Here is a 20,431-nt window from a genome sequence, read left to right on the forward strand (position 1 = left end):
CTTCAATAGTCCCGATGGCATGGGCCAGTGCATCAGGGGCAAGTTCACCGAAGCCGGCCTATTCCCGCCCGCGCCCGTCACCGAAGTCGCCGAAACGACTGCGCCGGCGACCCCGGCTGAAACGCCCGCCACGCCTACCGAACCCGAAGGCGAGTTGACGGCGCCAGCGCTCGACGTCACCCCGCCGGCCGAAACCACGCCCGAAGTGCCGCAGGGCATCGTTGCGGCCACCTTCGGCCTTCTCCGCGCCGAGCCCGATGGCTCCGTCGTCATCGCCGGCAGCGGCCAGCCCGGCAGCGAAGTGGACGTCTTTTCCGACGACAAGCTTATCGGCACGGCAAAAGTGGAATCCTCAGGCGATTGGGTCCTCGTGCCCGATAGCCCACTGCCAACAGGCGGCGTTGAAATCACCCTTGCCGAACACGGCAAGACCGAGCGCGCCGATCAGTCTTTCGTCGTCGTCGTCGATGACGACAAAACCACCCAGCCGCTCGTCGTCGCCAGCACACCGGGCCAGGCCAGCGAAATCCTCCAGGGCCTTGATCGCCCGGCAGCGACCGCCGTCGCCGCCGCGCCCGAAGTGACACAGCCAGCAGCCGCAACGCCGGAAACCGAACCCGCACCAATGGACGTCGCCGAAGCGCCCGCCGTGACACCTCCAGCACCCGCTACCACCACACCAGAGCCCACCGCGTCCCCGGCTCCCGTTGCAACACCGGCACCCGCTGCCCCACCAGCAGTGCCGGCCGAAGCCGCCACCCCGCCGGCAGAGCTAGCCTCACCGGCTGCCCCTGAAGCCGCACCTGCTGCACCCGCTCAGCCAGCAGCGACTGCCCCTGCGCCAAATACTCCCGCACCAACGGCCCCGGCCGCCGCTCCAAGCACCACGCCCCCGGCCGCGCAGACAGCAGAAACGCAACCCGCGCCGGCAACGCCAGCTGCTTCGGCAACCACACCCGCGCCCGTTGCTCCTGCAGCAACCCCACCCGCCGCCCCCGCCGCCCCTCAAGTCGCTGACGTCCCGCCCACCATCGACGCCATTGAAGTCGAAGGCGCCCGCACCTTCTTCGCCGGCAGCGGCCCCGAGGGGCGCACCGTCCGCCTTTATGTGGATGTTACCTTCGTCGCCGATTCCAAGGTCGAAGGCGGTCGCTGGCTGGTCGAAGCTGGCCCCGTCCTCTCCGCCCCCAGCCAGCGCGTCCGCGCCGACCTCCTCGGCGCCAACTCCTCGGACGTCGTCGCCCGCGCCGAAGTCGATTTCGTCGTCGATGAACCTGCAGGGCAGGGCACCGAGACTGCCGTCGCCAGCGCCGACACCTCGACCACCGCTCCGACCGCCACATCGCAGCCGGCTCCAACGCCTGCAGTGGAGCCGTCCACCACTGCGGCCACCGAGCCCGCTACCTCGGAAACGCCTACGCCAGCAGCAGAGCCAACTGCTCCCGCTGCCGCCGCCAGCACAGAGACCCCCGCGACATCCGCCGCCGATGCTGACACACTCGCCACGACGACTGAACCCGAGGCGCCTGCGCCTGCCACCTCCGTCGGAACCGCAGAAACCCCAACGCCTGCTCCCGCGCAACCCGCCGCCGAGCCTGCCGTCCCCACCATGGTCGCCGTCTCCGTCGGCGGCCCTGATGCCCAGCGCTTCGCCTCCGGCAAAGCCATCATCCGCCGCGGCGACAATCTTTGGACCATCGCCCGCCGCGTCTATGGCGAGGGCATCAAATATACCACCATCTACGACGCCAATACCGGCCAGATCCGCGACCCCGACCGCATCTACCCCGGCCAGGTTTTCAGCCTCCCCCAATAAGAAATGGCGCCCCCGGGCGCCATTTTCGTTTGACGCGGACATTCACATCACCCCCTCCCGACCTCCCCCATCAAGGGGGAGGTGAGGCATCGCGTGTGGGGCTGGGTATTGCCACACCCGCCAGCCTGACACCTCCCCTAGAGGGGGGAGGCCGGGAGGGGGTGACCTTTGCCACCCAAAACCACCTTTATCTCCGCCCCAGCGCACCCCAGGGATTGACCTTCCCCCCAATCCTCACCATGTTCATCGCAATTCACCGATTGAATTCGGCCAGCCCCATGCAAGACGACGACATTGCCAACATCATGAGAGCTTTGGGCCATCCGGTCCGGCTCAGCATTCTGCGGTTCCTCGCGAGCCAGCAGCAGCGCGAATGTTGCTGCGGCGATGTCACCGAATCCCTGCCGCTCGCCCAGTCCACTGTCTCCCAGCACATAAAGGTGCTGCTCGATGCCGGGCTAATCGAACGCAAGCCCACCGGCACGCGCAACCGCTACATGATCCGGCAGGATCGCCTGGCCGAACTCGGAACCGCCTTTGGCGGTTTGATCGATGGTCTCAATCTCCGAGCCCGACTACAGCAGGTCTCCTGAAACTGATTCTCGGTTTCGGGAATTACGATCTGCACAAAACCAATGATTAGGGCGCACAAAGCGAGCCTGAAAAACTCGCGCTGCGCTTTGAGGAAAGCGGAACTGGCCTAATGGCTGACAAACCCAATGAAAAGAAGCCGTCCGTTAACGCGGACGAAGGCTCGGTATTCTCTACCGTCCGCAATCTCTGGCCCTATATGTGGCCCGATGGCCGGCCCGATCTCAAGCTGCAGGTCGTGCTCGCCATCGGCGCTCTCCTCCTCAGCAAGGTCGCGACCACCCTCGTGCCCTTTGCCTATAAGGGCATCATCGACAATCTCGATGGCACTGATGTCGATAGCCAGTTGATGATGGGCCTGGCGATTCCCGTGGTGCTCGTCATCGCCTATGTGCTGGGCAATGTGCTCGATGCTGGCTTCCAGCAGTTGCGCGACGTTCTCTTTGCCGGCGTCGGCCAGCATGCCGTGCGCAAACTTGCCCTTCAGACCTTCCACCATATGCACCGCCTCTCGCTCCGCTTCCATCTCGCGCGGCGCACTGGCGGCCTCTCCCGCGTCATCGAGCGCGGCGTAAAAGGCATCGAAACGGTCGTCCGTTTCGCCATGCTCAATATCGCGCCCACCATCGTCGAGTTCATCGTCGTCGCCATCATCTTCGTCTGGCTCTTCGGCGTGAGCTATCTTGGCGTCCTGGTGGTGATGATCTGGGCCTATCTCTATTTCACTATCAAGGCCTCGAATTGGCGCATTTCCATCCGTCGGGACATGAACAATTCCGACACAGACGCCAATGGGAAGGCTATCGATAGCCTGCTCAATTATGAGACGGTCAAATACTTCGCCAATGAGAAGATGGAAGCCGAGCGCTATGACGGCGCCATGGCGAGTTACGAAAAGTCCGCGATCCGCATCTGGACCTCGCTCGGCTGGCTGAACTTCGGCCAGGCCGTCATCTTCTATGGCGGCTTCCTGATCATCTCGATTATGGCCATCAATGGCGTCATGGCCGGCCGCCTGACGCTGGGCGATTTCGTGTTGCTCAACACCTTCCTGATGCAGATCTATCGTCCGCTCAATTTCATTGGCTTCGTTTATCGCGAGCTCCGCCAGGGCCTCACTGATATCGAAGAGATGTTCAAGCTCCTCGATCAGGATCCAGAAATCGTCGACAAGCCCAATGCGACCCCGCTCAAGGTCACTGGTCCTGTCATCCGTTTCGAAGACGTCACCTTCCACTACGATCCCGATCGCCCGATCCTAAAGGGCGTCAGCTTCGAAGTGCCGGCCGGCAAGACTGTCGCCATCGTCGGCCCCACTGGCGCCGGCAAGTCGACCATTTCGCGTCTGCTCTATCGTTTTTACGACGTCACCGGCGGCCGCATCACCATCGATGGTCAGGACCTCCGCGATGTCACGCAGGTAAGCCTGCGCTCGACCATCGGCATGGTCCCCCAGGACACGGTACTCTTCAACGACACCATCGGCTACAATATCGAATATGGCCGCCCCGGTGCATCCGAGGAAGACATCCGCTCTGCCGCCCGCATGGCCCAGGTCGGCCCCTTCATCGAAAGCTTGCCCAAGGGTTATGAAACGCCAGTTGGCGAACGTGGCCTAAAACTGTCCGGCGGCGAAAAGCAGCGTGTTGCCATCGCCCGCACCATCCTCAAAGCCCCGTCGATCCTCATCCTCGACGAAGCCACCTCCGCCCTCGATACCAAAACCGAGCGCGATATCCAGGCAGCTCTCGACGAAGTTTCGCGCAATCGTACCAGCGTCGTCATCGCCCACCGTCTCTCGACCGTGATCAATGCCGACGAAATCCTGGTCCTCCGCGAAGGCCTAGTTGCGGAGCGCGGCAACCACAGCCAGCTCCTCGCCCAAAACGGCCTCTACGCCCAAATGTGGAGCCGCCAACGCGAAGCCACCGAAGCCGAAGAAGCCCTAGCCCGCACCCGCGAGGACCCCGACGGTTTCGTCAAACGAGGCACGCCCGCGGCGGAATAGTTTACGACTTGAACCAAACCGTACCTCTCCATCCTGCGTCATCCCCGCGAAAGCGGGGATCTCTTTTTGGACTACGATTAAAGAGGACCAGCATCCCCACGGAGTGTCACCCCGGCAAAGGCCGGGGCCCATCCTGATATTTCAAGATGGCTCGCCGACCGCGTGGGGATGACGGAGAGTGAAGTCAAAGCGCCCGGGGCTGAGTGCTTAGAGAGCGCAATCAAGCCGTCAAACCTTGCCCCCTCCGCTCGCTCCGCCTAACGTCCCGCAATGGCCATCCACCTCACCCCCGCGCGCCCTGACCAGAAGCCGATCATAACCAATCTGATCCAGCTCTATCTCCACGACATGACCGCCTTCATGCCGTTTCCGGTCGGCGCGGATGGCCGCTACCAATACGATTTCCTCGACCGCTTCTGGCGCTTCCCCTACCTCATCATGTCCGATGAAGAGATCGCGGGCTTCGCTCTTATTGTTGATGAATGCCCCTTAACAGGCCGCGCTCCCTGCTGGTTCATGGCCGAATTCTTCGTTCTCAGAGCCTATCGCCACACCGGCACCGGCCGCTCTGCGGTCACCCAAGCTATCGCCGCCCACCCCGGCCAGTGGCACATCGCCATTCCTCACGCCAACATGGCCGCTCAGCTTTTCTGGCCCAAAGTTCTCGCAGCCCAAGCCCCAACCACCCGCGACATTCACTTCGACGGCGAGGATTGGCGGCTCAACGAGTTCATGGTGCTAAGCCAATAAAAAAAGGCCCGCAGCGCTGCGGGCCTTTTTCATTCGTTTCAATTCCAAACCTCTATTCCGCCGCATCCCGGCGATCGTCCAGCCCGGCATCTTTGCTGACGACAAAGCGCTGGGTGCCATCGGCGTTTTCTTCGACGGCCATGCCGTCAAAGCCTGCCGGAGTAGCCATGGCCGGCCGGCGGCGCATGCTGCGGATCCATTCGCCCGTGCCCTTGATCTGGCGCCAGAGAACGCTTGGCGCAGTGATCATCACCGGAACCATGATCAGCGTTAGGAGCGTCGAGAAGAAGAGACCAGACACGAGCGCTGCCGAGAGGTGGATGAACCACGAACCCGCCAGACCACCCACCACGATTTCGCGGCGGATGAAGTCGAACTCGACGTTCGCCCACATCGGGATAACGCCTAGCGCCGTGAGGAACGCAGTCAGCAACACCGGACGCACACGCTGCGCGACCGTCAACAACATGGCCTTCACCGGCTCGACATGCTGGTGGCGGTTATAGTCATTGTAAGTGTCGATCAGCACGATGCCGTTCTTCACCACAATGCCCGCCAGCGCCACGATGCCAAGACCGGTCATGATGGCCGAGAAGGTCATCCCCGTCGCCAGCATGCCTAGAAGCACACCAGCAACCGACATCACCACCGTCGAGAGCGTGACCATCACCTGGAAGAAGCTGTTATATTCAAGCAGCAGGATGAAGAAGATCAGCGCCATAGCCATGCCCATCGCCGTAACGATGAAGGCATTGGCATCGCCCATCTGCTCTTCGGCACCGCCAAAAGCGACATTGACGCTTTCAGGGAAGTTCTGCTCGCCGATCCACTTCTGCAGCTCTGCAACCTTATCGGCGGCATAGACGCCTTCGGGCAGGTTCACGAGCCCAGCCGCCACGTTCATCACATAGACCTGGTTGCGGCGCTCGATATTGGCGACCTTGGGCACAGCCTTGCGGTCGATGAAGTTCGAGACCGGGATCATGCCGCCCGCGGTTGCGATGCGCATGGAATCGAGCGCATCAAACGTGCGTTCGTCCTTGGGCAGGCGAACGCGAATATCGAGCTCGTCGCCTTCCTCGTCGCGATAGGTGCCGAGCTTCACGCCATTGGTGATGAGCTGCACATAGGGCACGAGTTCACGCACGCCGAGACCATATTTGCCTGCCTCTGCCCGATCGACAGTGATCTGCCAATCGATGCCGGGGGAGGGGCGGCCGTCTTCGGCATCAACCACTTCAGGCCAAGTGGAGAGGTGATTGCGGATCGCAGTCACCACCGGCACGAGGTCGTCGTAATTGGTGCTCTCCACCCGCAGGTTGATATCCTTGCCGGCCGGAGGTCCGTTCTCGACCGCCAGAACCTGAACATCGAGCCCGGCAATGCCGGCAACGCGGTTGCGGATATCGGCGAAAATCTGTTCCGCCTTGATGCGCTGGTTCCAGTTGGTGAGCTGGAGCTGGAAATTGCCGATCGTGTCAGGCGGCATGGTGCCGGCGGCGCCGGTCGTGCCAAATTGCATGATCACATCCTGGATGCCATTGACCTGCAAAAGCTGGTCCTCGACCTCGATCAGCATGTCGCGCACTTCTTCGGGCGAATAATTTCCCTGTCCGACGACGGCCACGGTCGCATATTCCGGCTCGGAAGCCGGGAAGGCTTCGGAGCCCGTCGGATGCGTGGCATAGGTCACGAAGATCGCGACGATGATACCGAATCCGACGGCCAGTGTCGGCACTGGCCAGGAAATCAGCTTGTCCATCAACCGCACATAGAGCCCGGTCAGGCCCGACACCTTCTTGGTGTCGAACTTGTCGGGATACATGACGATATCGGCCTTGGCCTTTGCCACCGGATCGACATGGGTCGAAGCGATGACGGAGCCGATGACCGGCATGAAGATCAGCGCCGAAATGAACGAGGCGATCATGACGATGATCACGATCATCGGCAGATAGCTCATGAATTTGCCGATGATTCCAGGCCAGAAGAGGAGCGGGATGAAAGCACCAAGCGTCGTCGCCGTCGCGCCAACCACGGGCACGAACATCTTGCGCATGGCCATGATGAAGGCTTCCTTCTTCGGAACGCCCTCCATCAGTTTTCGCTCGGCATATTCGACCACCACGACAGGGTCGTCGACGAGCACGCCCACCGCGATCACGAGCCCGAACATCACCATCATATTGATGGTCATGCCCAGCATTTCGGCGACGAGGAATGCCATCATGAACGACAGCGGGATTGAAAGCCCGATCATCAGCGCAGGGCGCAGGCCAAGCGTTGCGATACAGGTGATCAGCACCAGCGCCACGGCGGTCAAAACAGCGGCCTCGAGCGAGCGGAAGAGATTGGTGGTTGTCTCCGCCTGATCGAGGAAGAAGCTGTAGCCAACCCCATTGCCCCAGCTCTTCGCCAGTTCAGCCGTCGTCGCGCGGATCTGGTTCGAAACGTCGATAATGTTCGTGCCGGCTTTCTTCGACACGCCCAGAATCTGCGCCGGCGATCCGTTCACCTGGGTATATTCCGTGGCGTCTGCCAGCGTGCGCGTAATGGTCGCCACATCGCCGAAGGTGACGACGGTGTTGCCGTCGGTCTTGATCGGCAGATTGTAGACGTCCTCGGCATTGCTGATGAGGCCGGGCACTTCGATATTGAACGAGCCCTGTCCGGTGTTGAGCGTACCGCCAGGCACGACCATGTTGTTGCGCGAAAGCGCGTCGAAGAGCTGGTTGGCCGTCAGGCCATAGGCCTCGAGCCGGAGCAGGTCGATGCGGACTTCGAGCTGTTCCTTGCGCGCGCCCGAAAGCTTGACTTCGCGGACGTCGCCCAGCGCTTCGAGCGCATCCTGCAATTGCTCGGCGCGACGGTTGAGTTCCTTTTCAGGCGCCGTGCCATAGATGGCCACCGACATGACAGGGCCGATGAAATCGACCTCGCTCACGGTCGGATCGTCGGCGTCGGCGGGGAGCTTGGCCTTGATCGCGTCCATCTTGGCGCGCGTATCCTGCAGCGCCTGGTCCTTGTTGGTGTTGATGTCGAATTCGAGGATCACCGAGGCATGGCCGGTGTTCGAGGTCGACGAGATGTTCTGGAGGCCCGGCAGATTGGCCAGTTCCTCTTCGGCAGGCTTTGCCAGAAGGTTTTCCGCGTCGCGCGGTGAAACGCCGGTCTGGCTGATCGAGACGTAGAGATAGGGCACGTCGATGGCCGGGAAGCTTTCCTTGGGCATGGAAAGATAGGCCGCCGTACCAGCCGTCAGGACGATCGCCATGACGGTGAGGACGACTCTGGGCATCCTCAAAATCTTTTCGATGAAGTCGAGCATGAAACTCGTCCTTAGCTGGCTACGGGTTCAGTCGGCGTAGTCGCCGCCGGGCTGGCCTTCACGGCCTGTCCGGCAGTCACACTTTCCTGGCCCACGGTAATCACCTCGGCCGTTACAGGCAGGCCTGTTACCCAGACGCCCTGGCGTGTGTCGCTCACGATCGTCACGGGATGGAAGGCGACGACGCCATTTTCCACCGTGCGCACGCCAAGCGTACCTTCGTCGTCGAGCGTCAGCACCGATTGCGGCAGCAGGTGTCCGGGCGCAGCGCCGAGATTGACCTTGGCTTCCGCCGTCACCCCGTCCTTGATGGCAAAGTCGGCATTTGGGATTTCAATTTCGACCGGGAAGGATCGGGTCGCATTGTCGGCCTGCGAGGCGATATAGGTCACCTTGCCCTCGACACTCTGGCCCGTCACGGTCGTGATCGTCGCTTCAAGCCCGACTTTGGCGAGGCCGATATGCTTTTCCGGAACCATGCCGGCAAACACCATCGGATCGAGCTGGACGATCGTTGCGCAAGCACCGCCGGCATTCAGCATCGCACCAGCCGTCGCGACCGGGTCCTGCACGAGGCCGGCGACCTTGGCCGTGATTTTCGTGCGGTCGAGTTCGGCCTGCGCATTGTCGAGCCCGGCAGCGGCCTGGCTCACGCCGGCCTTCGCCTGAGCAAGTGCAACATCGGCAGCGTTAGCGGTGTTTGCAGCAGCAAGGCCTCGCTGGCGAAGGTCGGCATTGGTGTCGAAGTTGAGCTGCGCCTGGGCAAGCGCTGCATTGGCCTGATCGACGCCGGCCTGGGCCTGGGCAACTGCGGCGGCGCGCGTGCCCTGGTCGAGCGTGCAGAGCGCATCGCCCACATTGACGCGCTGGCCCTTGGTCACATGCACCGTATCAACGGTGCCGGCGGTTTCGGCAACGGCGGTGATACTGGATTTGGCGATCGTGCGGCCGCGTAGCGGCACTTCGATCGGCATGGGTTGGGCGGTAAAGGTCTGGACCCGAACATCCGGCATCGGGGCATTGGCGCCGGTTGTCTCTTCATTGCGCTGGGCAATGGTCAGGGCCGGGTCGACTTCCGGCTCATGGTGTTCGGCCAGCAGCCCGGCATTGCCGAGCGCCGTCGCCACGGGACCATGTTCCTTGCCTTCGATCACCGAGACGATCGGCTTTTCGCCATTGCCCGGTCCGTTGCCGCCCATCACGAGCGTTCCGGTCGAAAGCCACGCGCCTGCACCCAGAAGGATCAGCAGCGCGAGCCCGTAGGAAAACAATGCACGCATAGAATAGTCGCCCCTTTTATTCCGCCGCGTCCTTGCGTTGCTCGGCTCGCGATAAAGTGATCAGTTCGTGCATATGGGTGCGCAAATAGCGTTCCGCAACATCCAATACTGCACGACCGTAATTGATGACCCAGCAATCAGCCGGGCTGCAGTTTCCGTTCGCTTCGCCCTGTTCGAGCCGCTGGCGGTCCTTCGCAATTCGCTCCAGATGCTCTTCAGCGCGTTGCGCCACCAAGTTCTGCGGCAAGATGCTGACAAACCGTGCCAGTAGGAGAAACGGACTGCGAAAAACGTCTTCCCCGATCGGGCCGGACAGTTCTTCGGCAAAAGCCTCCCGCCCGGTATCGGTGATGGAATAGACCTTGCGCGCCGGCTTGCCGTCTTGCGGCACGATCCGGCTCGTCACGAGCCCATCCTCTTCGAGCTTGGCCAGTGCCGGATAGATCGACCCAAAACTGGCCTCGACGAAATAGGCGAACTCGCCTTCCGAGGCCATGCGGCGGATATCGTAGCCCGTGGCTTCGCCCTCATAGAGAACCGACAGGCAAAGCGTCCGCACGTTCATCAAGCACCCATCCTCCGGCCTATTCCGGTTCGATATATGCTCGGGCTATATATTGTCCAACCCCCTCACGGCAAGATTTACGAGGGGAGGCATCGCGCAGATCAGTTAAGCGTGTGTTGCATGTCCCCCAATGTTCCCCTGACAAAGTCTATAGGGACGGGACATTGCCGCAGTATTACGCAAGCAGCGTTCGCATTTTATCCGCCGCGCGCTGAGCAAGCTCTAGGCTTGCCGCAGCAACGAAGTATGGATTGAGAAATCCCAGTGCGTGCTTGCCATAGCGCATCGGCGCGCCGTCAAGTGTTACCACGGCGCCCCCCGCCGCTTCCAGTACCGCTTGGCCAGCTGCGGTGTCCCATTCGCAAGTTGGGGTAAAGCGCGGGTAAAGCTGCGCATCGCCACGCGCCAGCAAACAGAATTTGAGCGACGATCCCACGGACACATCGCTCTCGACGTCGAAACTCTCGCAGAGCTGTTCCAGCGCCGCATGACCATGTGAGCGGCTGGCGACGATCCGCAAACGCGGCATAAAGCCAATGCTGATCGGCGCGCGCCCGGTCACGACGCCATCGACGATCTTCCCGGCCCAAGCCCCATTGGCATCGCCAACGAAAATCTCGCCCGTCACAGGCGCCAGCACCACGCCCATTGTCGGCTTACCGTCTTCGACGAGCGCAATATTGACGGTGAATTCCCCGTTCCGCTTGATGAACTCCTTGGTTCCATCGAGCGGATCGACCACGAAATACCGGTCACCCAGTTCGGGAATAATCCCTGCCGCAACGCTTTCTTCCCCGAGCACCGGCACCCCGGTCCCGGCCAAATGCGCAATGATGATCCTCTCGGCCGCCGCATCCGCCTCGGTCACCGGCGACCCGTCGGATTTTTTGACCGCATGGATCGGCCGCGCATAAACCTCGAGAATAACCTCTGCCGCCGCAATCGACGCCGTAACGGCAAGATCGGTCAGGCTCTGAGACGAAGCGGGCAGGGGATCGGACATAGGTGACACTTGCGCAAAGAAATTCGCCGTTCTCTACGCCTCTCCCGTCCCGCTGACAATCTCGCCTCTTTCTCCCACGCCCCATGAGCCATCACCTCTCCCTCTGGGGGAGAGGTCGACGCGCAGCGGCGGGTGAGGGGGCCTTAACCCCCTACCGCAGCAAACTCTGCCCGCCATCGATCCACAGCGGCGACCCGGTAATGTGCCGCGACGCATCCGAAACCAAAAACAACACCGCCTCGGCCACATCCTCGGCCTTGCCCGGCTTGCCATCGGTAATCGGAATATCCCCCTTCGGAAATTTTACTGGAATCTCCGTCTTTTCCGTCCCACGCTGCTCGGTATTGTCGTCGATCTCGCTTTCGATCGCCCCTGGACAGATGGCATTCACCCGGATTTTCCGCGGTCCCAGTTCCAGCGCCAATTGCTGCGCCATTGCCACCTGCGCGGCCTTCGTCGCCGAATAGGCAGAAGCGCCCGGCGTCGTGAACGTTCGCGTCCCGTTGATCGACGAAATGATCACGATCGCCCCGCCACCCGCCGCTTCGAGCTTCGGGACTGCATGATGGATCGTCAGATAGGTCCCGCGCAGATTGACCGTTATCGTCTTGTCCCACTCATCGGGCGTAATATCCTCGATCGGCGCCCACACGCCATTCATCCCGGCATTGGCCACCACGATGTCGAGGCTGCCGAATTTTTCGACTACAGTCTCGATGGCCTTCTTCATGTCGCCGTCGCTCGAGGTGTCGCCTGGAATACTGATCGCCGTGCCGCCGGCCGCCTCGATTTCTGCGGCGACCTTATCGATCTCTTCTTTGGTCCGGCTCAACACGGCCACCTTCGCGCCCGCCTTTGCCAGGCGCAGCGCCGTTGCCTTGCCCAGCCCCGAACCGGCTCCCGTCACCAGCGCCGCCTTGTTGCTCAGATCGTTCATAGTTTTCTCCTGTTCGAAAGCCAGAACGCAAAAAGGGCGCCAGGGTTGACCCCGACGCCCCAAACTCTCGTGACCCAACAGGCTTAGTGGCTCTGAAACGACCTAAACCGTTCGAACTCCCAACGCCCGTCACCACCCGGCTTGGCCGGGTGGTCCATCGCCAGGCAGCCTTAGTGGCTGCCGCGCGTCGTATGATCCTGCTCGATAATGCCGTGGGTTAAGCTACCCGTCGCCGGATAAAGCGGAATAAGGCAGGCCTGCAGCGCGTGATAAATGTCGGGCTTGCCGACAAAGAGGTTCGAGGCTGGCGTCAGGTCCTCCGACAATTCGCTCAGCCACCCGCCGCGCGCATGGTCGATCACATGGTTCTCGGCATAGTCCCAGAGCTTGCGATACCAGATCTGGAAATAGTCCTCATTGTCATGCGCAGAAATGTAAGCCGCCGCGCCAATGGCTTCAGCCACCGGCCACCACAGCTTTTCGCGGATCGCCGGCTTGTCGTCCCAGTCGAGCGTGTAGAAAAACCCGCCATGCACCTTATCCCAGCCAAGGTCGATCGACCTCGTGAACAGATTGCGTGCCGCATCGGTCATCCAGCTATGCTGCTTCTCCCCCAGCACCCAGAGCTGATAAAGCAGCCGCGACCATTCGAGCCAATGCCCCGGCGTGGTGCCAGACGGGCGGAACATCTCGTTCTCGTGCTTATAGTTCTTGTCGACGCCCCAGTTCTCGTCGAAATGCTCGGCCACGCGATGCCCCAGCGGCACGGCATTGTCGCGGATGATCCGCTGCGCAATCCGCTCGGCTTTCCTCAGATAATCTTTGTTGCCCGTCGCCTCATAGGCCGCCATCAGCGCTTCGGTCAGGTGCATGTTCGAATTCTGCCCGCGATAGCCCGGCACTTCGACCCAGTCCGCGCTAAACTCCTCGCGCACCGCCCCGGCCTTGTCGTCCCAGAAACGCCGCTCGATCACCTCGGTGACATCAGCAATCACCTTATCGGCCAGCGGATGCCCAACGAGCTTGGCGCTCGACCCGGCCAGCAGCACGAACGCATGCCCATAGGCCTGCTTGACGCTATCCTTGACACCATTGTCGTCAAGCGACCAGAAATAGCCCCCACGCTCCGCATCGCGGTGCTTTTTCCAGAGATAAGTCATCCCGTGGTCGATGATCTCGTCCGACCCCGGCCGCCCGATCAGGCTTCCGACGACGGCGCAATGGATCATGCGCGTCGTCACATGGATTTGCCGTAGGCCATTCTCTTCGCCAAGCGGAAAGCCTTCATCGTCGAGCTCGAAAAACCCACCCTTGGGATTGATCGACGCTGCTTCGAAAAAGTCGAACAGGTCATTGGCCTGCCGCATCAGGTACTGACGGTGAAAAGGCCGCTTCTGCCAGGGGCTGGCATTGGTGCGGGGCAGGGAAAGGGTCGGCTCGCTCATCATATCTCCCCTCCGGCCATCACTGCCGGACGTTTGCCACGCTTCTACCGACATCATCGCAACGTTGCAATTTTTCAGTGTGCAATCGACTATCTCTCGCTTAGAGAGCGCGATCTATTCACACCGTCGGGCTTGTCCCGGTGGTCCAAGCTTCAGCGAAAGTGGATTACCGGGACAAGCCCGGCATGACGACAAGCTAGAGAGCGGTGCTCAGCTCACCCCTTGGCATACCACCCCTCAACCCGCTTCACTTCCTCCGCCGACCCCAAGATCACCGGCACCCGCTGATGAATCCCCGTCGGCACAATATCCAAAATCCCTTGCGTCCCAGTCGTCGAAAGCCCACCGGCCCCCTCGACCAGCCAAGCCATCGGGTTCGCCTCATAAAGCAGCCGCAAGCGCCCGCCCTTGCTCACGGTCTCGCTATCGAGCGGATAAAGAAAAATCCCGCCGCGCATCAGAATGCGATGGATATCGGCCACCATCGATCCCACCCAGCGCATATTATAGCGCTTGCCGGCCGGCCCCGTTTCCCCCGCCACGCTGTCCTTCACATAGCCCGTCGTCGCCGCATCCCAAAACCGCTCGCGTGCCGTATTGATCGCGAACTCGCTCGAGGCCTCTGGCACCTTCGCCGCCACGACCGTCTGCACCCATTCGCCCGAAGCGCTCAGTGTAAACACGGAGACATCGCCCTTGATCCGGATGACCAAGCTCGTCGCCGGCCCATAAGCCACATACCCCGCCGCCGCCTGCGCCTTGCCCTGCTGCAACAGTCCGCCCGCGCTCGGCAACACGGAGAAGATCGTGCCCACGGTCACATTCACATCGAGATTGGACGACCCATCGAGCGGATCGGTCGCCACCAGGTAAGCGCCCCCTTCCGTCAGGTGCACCGCCTCATCCAGTTCCTCCGAAATCAACACAGCCACCGCTGCATTGCCCGTCAGATGCTTGAGCACAACATCATTGGAAATGACATCGAGCGCCTTCTGCGCTTCGCCCTGCACATTGGTATGCCCCGCAAGCCCCGTCTGCCCGGCAATCGGCGCCTCCCGCAAAACCCCCGAAAGCTCCGCACTCGCCGCCGCCATGCTCAAAACCACCGAAGCCAGCGCCGCATCTTCCGTCTCAGTCTCAAGCCATTGGGCAAGCGTGGTCATAGGCAACTCCATGTTTGGCCATCAATCTGGTCATTAGGACCAAACGAACAAGACCGACTTTGTGCTTATGAGGCAGGGAGCCACCACCTCTCCCTTTGGGGGAGAGGTCGACGCGAAGCGTCGGGTGAGGGGCCCTTACCCCTCCCGCGCCAAATCCCCCAGCAGCCCCGCCGCTACGCTCAGCCGCGACACCGTCGCCGCGCCGCCCGTCAGCTCCGTCACCGCCTTCACTGTCCGCGCGATCCCCGCATCGTGCTTGGCCCGCCACGCATCGATATCCCCCGCCGCCAACACGTCCGCTGTCAAATCCCGCACCGCGCGCATCAGGTTCGCTAGTGCCCGATCAAGGGCCATGCGGTCGAACCGATCGCTGAGCGCAATCGCGCGTCCTTCCTCGACGATACGGAAGAAATCGAATAGCCCCGCCACCCCGAAGAAGGCCCGTGCCGCCTCGTCATGTTCGACCCCGGCGCGCTCGGCGACCAGCACCACGTCGCTTGCAAAACTGAGCACCGGCATCTGCCCGATCCGCCGCGCCAGGTCCTCGGCGACCCCATGGCTGATCAGCCCATTGACCCGCGCCGAAAGCGCCTCGCGCTCCTTGGCCGGCAGCAGCGTGTCGACTTCGCTCCGCAGCGTCTCGACCCCGGCCTGATGCCGCCGCACGAGATCGGCGATGTCGCTCCCCGCCACATTGCCATTGCGCAGGAACCACAGCGTTTCGCGCCGCAGCAGCGCCTCGACCTGCGCATAAAGGGCCAGTTGCACACTGCCCGGCACCACGGTGTCGAGCGCGTCAATCGCGGCATTGAGCTCGGTCAGCCGATAAATATCGCGCACCGCCGCATAGGCCAGCGCCACATCGCCGGCACTCGCGCTCGTCCCCGCCGTCAGCTCCGACACATAAGCCGGACCCCCGCGATTGATCATCGCATTGGCCAGCACTGTTGCGATCACCTCGCGCTTCAACCGGTGACCTTCAACGGCCTCTGGATAGGCCTCGTGCAGCGTCTGCGGGAAATAGCGGAAGAGTTCATTGGCAAGATAAGGCGCATCGACCGCCGTACCGGCCATCAGGTCGTCAAAAAGTGACAGCTTGGCATAGGCAAGGATCACCGCCAGTTCCGGCCGCGTCAGCGCCTTGCCTTGCGCTGCCCGCGCATCGAGCACCGCGTCGCTGGGTAGGAATTCCACCGCCCGATCGAGCCGACCACGTTCCTCCAGCGTCTCGATCAGCCCGCGATGATCCGGCAGTTCGGCCGTCCCTGCGCGCTCAGCCAGCGACAGCGCCAGGGTCTGCAGATAATTGTTCCGCAAACACAGCGCCGCCACCTCATCGGTCATGGTCGCCAGAAATGCATTCCGCGCCTCTTCAGCCAGCGCGCCAGAAGCGACAACCGGCGCCAGCGCAATCTTGATATTGACCTCAAGGTCAGACGAATTCACGCCAGCCGAATTGTCGATGGCATCGGTATTGATCCGCCCGCCATTAAGCGCGAAAGCAATGCGCCCACGTTGCGTGACGCCGAGATTAGCCCCTTCGCCGATCACCTTGGCGCGCACTTCGCCCGCCGTTACGCGGATCGCGTCATTGGCGCGATCGCCCACCGCAGCATCGTCTTCTTCAGCCGCACGGATATATGTGCCGATGCCGCCAAACCAGACCAGGTCAACCTGCGCCGTCAAGATCGCGCGCATCACCTCGGTCGGCGTCGCCGTCGCTTTTTTCAGCCCTAGCAGCGCCTGCATTTCCTCGGTCAGCGCAATCACCTTGAGGCTGCGCGAGAAAACCCCGCCTCCAGCCGAAATAAGGCCCTTGTCATAATCCTGCCAGCTCGACCGGGGCAGCGCGAATAGCCGCTGCCGCTCGGCAAAACTCTTTGCCGCATCGGGCTCTGGATCGATGAAAATATCCCGATGGTCGAACGCCGCCCGCAGACGGATTTCCGGCGACAGCAACATGCCATTGCCAAAGACGTCCCCGCTCATATCGCCAACGCCAACGACGCTGAACGCCTCGCGCTGGATATCGCGGTTCATCTCGCGGAAGTGCCGCTTCACCGCCTCCCAGCCGCCCCGCGCGGTAATGCCCATCTTCTTGTGGTCGTACCCGACAGACCCGCCCGAGGCGAAGGCATCGCCGAGCCAGAAGCCGCGCCCCAAGGCGATGGCATTGGCCGTGTCCGAAAAGCTCGCCGTGCCCTTGTCCGCCGCCACGACGAGATACGGATCGTCCCCATCCCGCCGCATGGTTTCGGCCGGCGGCACGACAGCGCCCTCGATCAGATTGTCGGTGACATCGAGCAGCGCGCCGATGAAAATCTTGTAGCTCTCGGTCCCCTCGGCCATGAAGGCCTCGCGCGCCATGCCGGTCACGAGCCGCTTGGGCACGAACCCGCCCTTGGCGCCGACTGGCACGATCACTGCATTCTTGACCTGCTGCGCCTTGACCAGTCCCAGCACTTCCGTGCGGAAATCCTCCGGCCGGTCCGACCAGCGAATGCCGCCACGCGCGATGGCGCCAAAGCGCAGATGCACGCCCTCGACGCGCGGCGAATAGACCGAAATTTCGCGGTAGGGTCGCGGCGCCACCATGCCGGCGACGGCGGCGGAATCAAACTTGATCGCCAGCGCCGGTCGCCGCGCACCGCTTTCGTCGCGCTGAAACGCATTGGTCCGCAGCGAAGCATCCATCAAGTTCAAAAACCGCCGGATGATCGTGTCCTCGTCGAGCGAACTCGTCGCCTCGAGCTGCGCCGCGATTGTGTCGCGCGCCGCCGCTTCCGCCATGCCGCGGCTTTCAAGCTTCGGATCGTGCAGCGCCGCAAAGAGCGTCACTAGCGCCTTGGCCGCCTCCGCCTGTGTCACCAGCACCTGCGCGATATAGCGCTGCGAATAGGAGATCCCGATCTGCCGCAGATAGCGCGACAGCGCGCGCAACAGCGCCGCCTCGGTCCAGTCGAGACCCGCCTGCGTCACGAGCGCATTGATCTGATCGCTTTCCGCCAGCCCCGCCCAGACCGCAAGCAGTCCGTCCTCGATCGCCTCGCCCCGCAAGGCGACATTGAGCTCACCGCCCGAAGCCGGCGCCAAAACCATGTCGTGGATGAAGCGTTCGACCCCATCACGCGGCACCACGGTATAGGTCCGCTCGTCGATCACCTTGAACCCAAAGTGCTCGAGCATGGGCACGCGATCGCTCAGCGCAATCGCCCCGCCCTTGGAATAGAATTTGAGGCCCAGCGCCCCTTCCGCGCCTTCGCGCGTCCTGAGCTTCAAGCCAATCTGCCCCTCGGCCAGCGCCCGCAAGGCGGCGATATCGGCCAGCGCATCCTCGGCCGTATTGCGCGATTGATAGGCCTGCGAAAAGGCCGAACGATAGTCGCTGATCTCGGCCGGCTCTGTCGCCTGCGCCTGCAATAGGTCAGAAAAATCCTGCGTCAGCGCCTCGACCCGCGCTTCGAGCACCGTGCGCGTCGGCTTCGGCGTCGGCCCGCTCAACCGCCCGATGATCACATGCAGCCGGACAAGCTCGCCCTCGGGAAAATGCGGATAATAGGCCGAAACGCGCCCGTCATAGACCTCGGCGAGATAGCGCGTGATCCGCGCCCGCACGTCCCCGTCATAGCGATCGCGCGGCACGAAAACCAGGATCGAGACGAAGTTGTCGAACCGGTCTATACGCGGCAAGACGCGCACCCGCGGCCGGTCGTAAAGCCCCGCAATCGCCTCGGCAAATTCGGCCAGCTGGCCGATTTCGATCTGAAACATCTCATCGCGCGGGTAAGAATCGAGCGCGCTGAGCAGCGCCCGTCCGGCATGGCCCAGCGGATCGAGCCCGCTCTTGCGCATCACCTCGGCGATCTTGCGCCTGATGATCGGCACCTCGGTATGCGGCGTCGCCAGCGCCTGCGCCGTGAAGAGCCCGACAATGCGCAATTCCCCGCGCACCGCGCCGTCGGCGCCGTAAATCTTAACCCCCACATAGTCCATGTGCTGCCGCCGATGCACGCGCGAGCGCACATTGGCCTTGGTCACCAGCAGCGGCTCGGCGGTCTGCAAAAACGCCACGAGTTCGGGCGTTGAATCCACATAGACCTGCCCATTGCGCAGCACCTTGAGGCTCTCATCGCGCCACAGCCCCAGCCCGGTCCCGGCCATGGGCACCAGTTCCGCGCCCTCGAGCCGGTATTCCTGCACGCCCAAAAACGTAAAGTTATGCTCGGTCAGCCATTCGAGAAACCGCGCCGGTTCGTCGCGCAGCGCCGGCTTGACGCCATTGAGCCCAGTCATGGCCTGCCGCACCCGGTCGAGCATTGCCCGCCAATCGACGACCGCCCGCGATACATCGGTGAGCGTCGCACGGATTTCCTCCTTAAGCGCCGCAAGGTCCGCCACCGGTTCGCTAAGGATATGGAGCACGCTGATCGCCGCGCCCCCGGTCTCGACCACCTGCGCCTGGTTCACATGTACCACGGGGTGGGCAAAAAGCCGGATCGTCCCGCCCATCGCCCGCAAGGCGGCCAAGGTGGAATCGACGATAAACGGCATATCGGGCGAGATCACATCGATCGCGAGCAATTCGCCCGGCGCCGTCGGCGGCGTCATCTGGATACGCGTTTCCTGTAGCGGCCCGAAAATCGCCGCCGCATGGCTCCGCTTCAATCCGGCCAGGAACGTTTCCGGCGTTTGCCGCGCCAGGTCGTCGGGATCGGTCGCCTTGATCGCCGCCACCAGGAACCGGGCAAGGCTCGCATCGCCCGCTGCCAGTGCCTTTGCAGCCTCGATAAAGCTCCAGATCCGCTCGTCCGTCATACGCCGCTCCTACCGTTATTCGCGCCCACTCTATCAGCCAAAGTGAGTCTGTCTGCCTTCCTGCGTCACGCATCGGACAGGAGCGTGACGGTAGACTCTTTTCATCAAACCGTCACAACGAGGCAAAGCGTTTCCACCGCAGGCCTTCCGGCATACGGTTTACAGCTTGTTAATCTCGATTAGTCTGGTAGTCTTTGGGTCATAGCTCGTGAGGCCGCCATGACCAACGTCCAGCTCTATGTCTCCTACGCCGCTCTCGCCGCCGCCCTTATCCTTGGCTTCGTCGTCACCGCCCACGGCGGCCCGCTCTTCTTGTAATTAGAACTTTGCCATTTACGGCGTCATCCCGCGAAAGCGGGAAGCCATTGCAAAAATCAGTGCACGCTCGCCGGCGTCACCGGGCTGCCCTCGCTCCCGATCTTCGGCCCCTCCCAAAACACCACATAAAGCAGCTCCTCGCCGCCCGCATCGGTGATTTCGATGGTCCGTGGCAGCTTGGTTTCGCCCCCTTGCCCCGCCAGTCGCTCGATGATCGCCTTACCCATTTCCGCCGCCTGCGTTTCCGCGGCGTCGAGATCGGCGAGTTCGCTGCCCGCTTCGTCGCGGATCAGTTCCTCATCGGTGCGATAGTGGAAAAAGTAACGTGGCAAGACCGCCTCCTCAGCGCCGGCACTGGAGGAAAACATCTCGCCTCCAGCGCGGTTCAACCTGAATCGGGAAAACGCTGTCA

13 protein-coding genes are annotated in these 20,431 nt (G+C 62.2%); 4 read left to right on the plus strand and 9 right to left on the minus strand.

Annotation, left to right across the window (positions count from 1 at the left end; translation table 11 throughout):
- Window positions 1-19 precede the first annotated feature (19 nt).
- The 4 genes from ASE94_RS13640 to ASE94_RS13655 all read left to right on the plus strand — a co-directional run bounded on the left by ASE94_RS13640 (window position 20) and on the right by ASE94_RS13655 (window position 5,165).
- Window positions 20-1,816, plus strand: a complete 1,797-nt coding sequence (locus ASE94_RS13640; RefSeq protein WP_062630867.1) for a LysM peptidoglycan-binding domain-containing protein — start codon at window positions 20-22, stop codon at window positions 1,814-1,816.
- 278 nt (window positions 1,817-2,094) lie between these two features.
- Complete coding sequence (locus tag ASE94_RS13645) at window positions 2,095-2,409, plus strand: metalloregulator ArsR/SmtB family transcription factor (protein WP_244484043.1); 315 nt, start codon at window positions 2,095-2,097, stop codon at window positions 2,407-2,409.
- Window positions 2,410-2,519: 110 nt separating this feature from the next.
- The gene (locus tag ASE94_RS13650) at window positions 2,520-4,415 is read left to right on the plus strand and encodes an ABC transporter ATP-binding protein/permease (RefSeq protein WP_062630869.1); all 1,896 of its coding nucleotides are present in this window, start codon (window positions 2,520-2,522) and stop codon (window positions 4,413-4,415) included.
- A gap of 270 nt (window positions 4,416-4,685) precedes the next feature.
- The gene (locus ASE94_RS13655) at window positions 4,686-5,165 is read left to right on the plus strand and encodes a GNAT family N-acetyltransferase (RefSeq protein WP_062630870.1); all 480 of its coding nucleotides are present in this window, start codon (window positions 4,686-4,688) and stop codon (window positions 5,163-5,165) included.
- 52 nt (window positions 5,166-5,217) lie between these two features.
- Here ASE94_RS13655 and ASE94_RS13660 read toward each other — a convergent pair whose 3' ends face one another.
- The 9 genes from ASE94_RS13660 to ASE94_RS13700 form a co-directional block, all read right to left on the minus strand.
- Entirely contained in the window at window positions 5,218-8,493 is a 3,276-nt protein-coding gene (locus ASE94_RS13660; RefSeq protein WP_062630871.1) for an efflux RND transporter permease subunit, read from the minus strand.
- Window positions 8,494-8,504: 11 nt separating this feature from the next.
- Entirely contained in the window at window positions 8,505-9,773 is a 1,269-nt protein-coding gene (locus ASE94_RS13665) for an efflux RND transporter periplasmic adaptor subunit (RefSeq protein ID WP_062630872.1), read from the minus strand.
- A 16-nt stretch (window positions 9,774-9,789) separates the two neighbouring features.
- Entirely contained in the window at window positions 9,790-10,338 is a 549-nt protein-coding gene (locus tag ASE94_RS13670; RefSeq protein WP_062630873.1) for a PadR family transcriptional regulator, read from the minus strand.
- 175 nt (window positions 10,339-10,513) lie between these two features.
- Window positions 10,514-11,341 carry a 3'(2'),5'-bisphosphate nucleotidase CysQ gene (cysQ, locus tag ASE94_RS13675; protein ID WP_062630874.1) on the minus strand — a complete coding sequence of 276 codons (828 nt, stop codon included), beginning with the start codon at window positions 11,339-11,341 and terminating at the stop codon, window positions 10,514-10,516.
- Window positions 11,342-11,492: 151 nt separating this feature from the next.
- On the minus strand, window positions 11,493-12,278 hold the full coding sequence (locus tag ASE94_RS13680) for an SDR family NAD(P)-dependent oxidoreductase (RefSeq protein ID WP_062630875.1): 786 nt from the start codon (window positions 12,276-12,278) through the stop codon (window positions 11,493-11,495).
- A gap of 170 nt (window positions 12,279-12,448) precedes the next feature.
- Window positions 12,449-13,723: an AGE family epimerase/isomerase gene (locus ASE94_RS13685; protein WP_062631343.1), complete on the minus strand. Its 1,275-nt coding sequence runs from the start codon at window positions 13,721-13,723 to the stop codon at window positions 12,449-12,451.
- 215 nt (window positions 13,724-13,938) lie between these two features.
- Window positions 13,939-14,886, minus strand: a complete 948-nt coding sequence (locus ASE94_RS13690; RefSeq protein WP_062630876.1) for a class 1 fructose-bisphosphatase — start codon at window positions 14,884-14,886, stop codon at window positions 13,939-13,941.
- Window positions 14,887-15,021: 135 nt separating this feature from the next.
- On the minus strand, window positions 15,022-19,701 hold the full coding sequence (locus ASE94_RS13695) for an NAD-glutamate dehydrogenase (protein ID WP_062630877.1): 4,680 nt from the start codon (window positions 19,699-19,701) through the stop codon (window positions 15,022-15,024).
- A 374-nt stretch (window positions 19,702-20,075) separates the two neighbouring features.
- Window positions 20,076-20,387: a hypothetical protein gene (locus ASE94_RS13700; RefSeq protein WP_062630878.1), complete on the minus strand. Its 312-nt coding sequence runs from the start codon at window positions 20,385-20,387 to the stop codon at window positions 20,076-20,078.
- Window positions 20,388-20,431: the final 44 nt, after the last annotated feature.

Origin of the sequence: Devosia sp. Leaf64, assembly GCF_001421945.1 — a bacterium.
GTDB lineage: Bacteria > Pseudomonadota > Alphaproteobacteria > Rhizobiales > Devosiaceae > Devosia.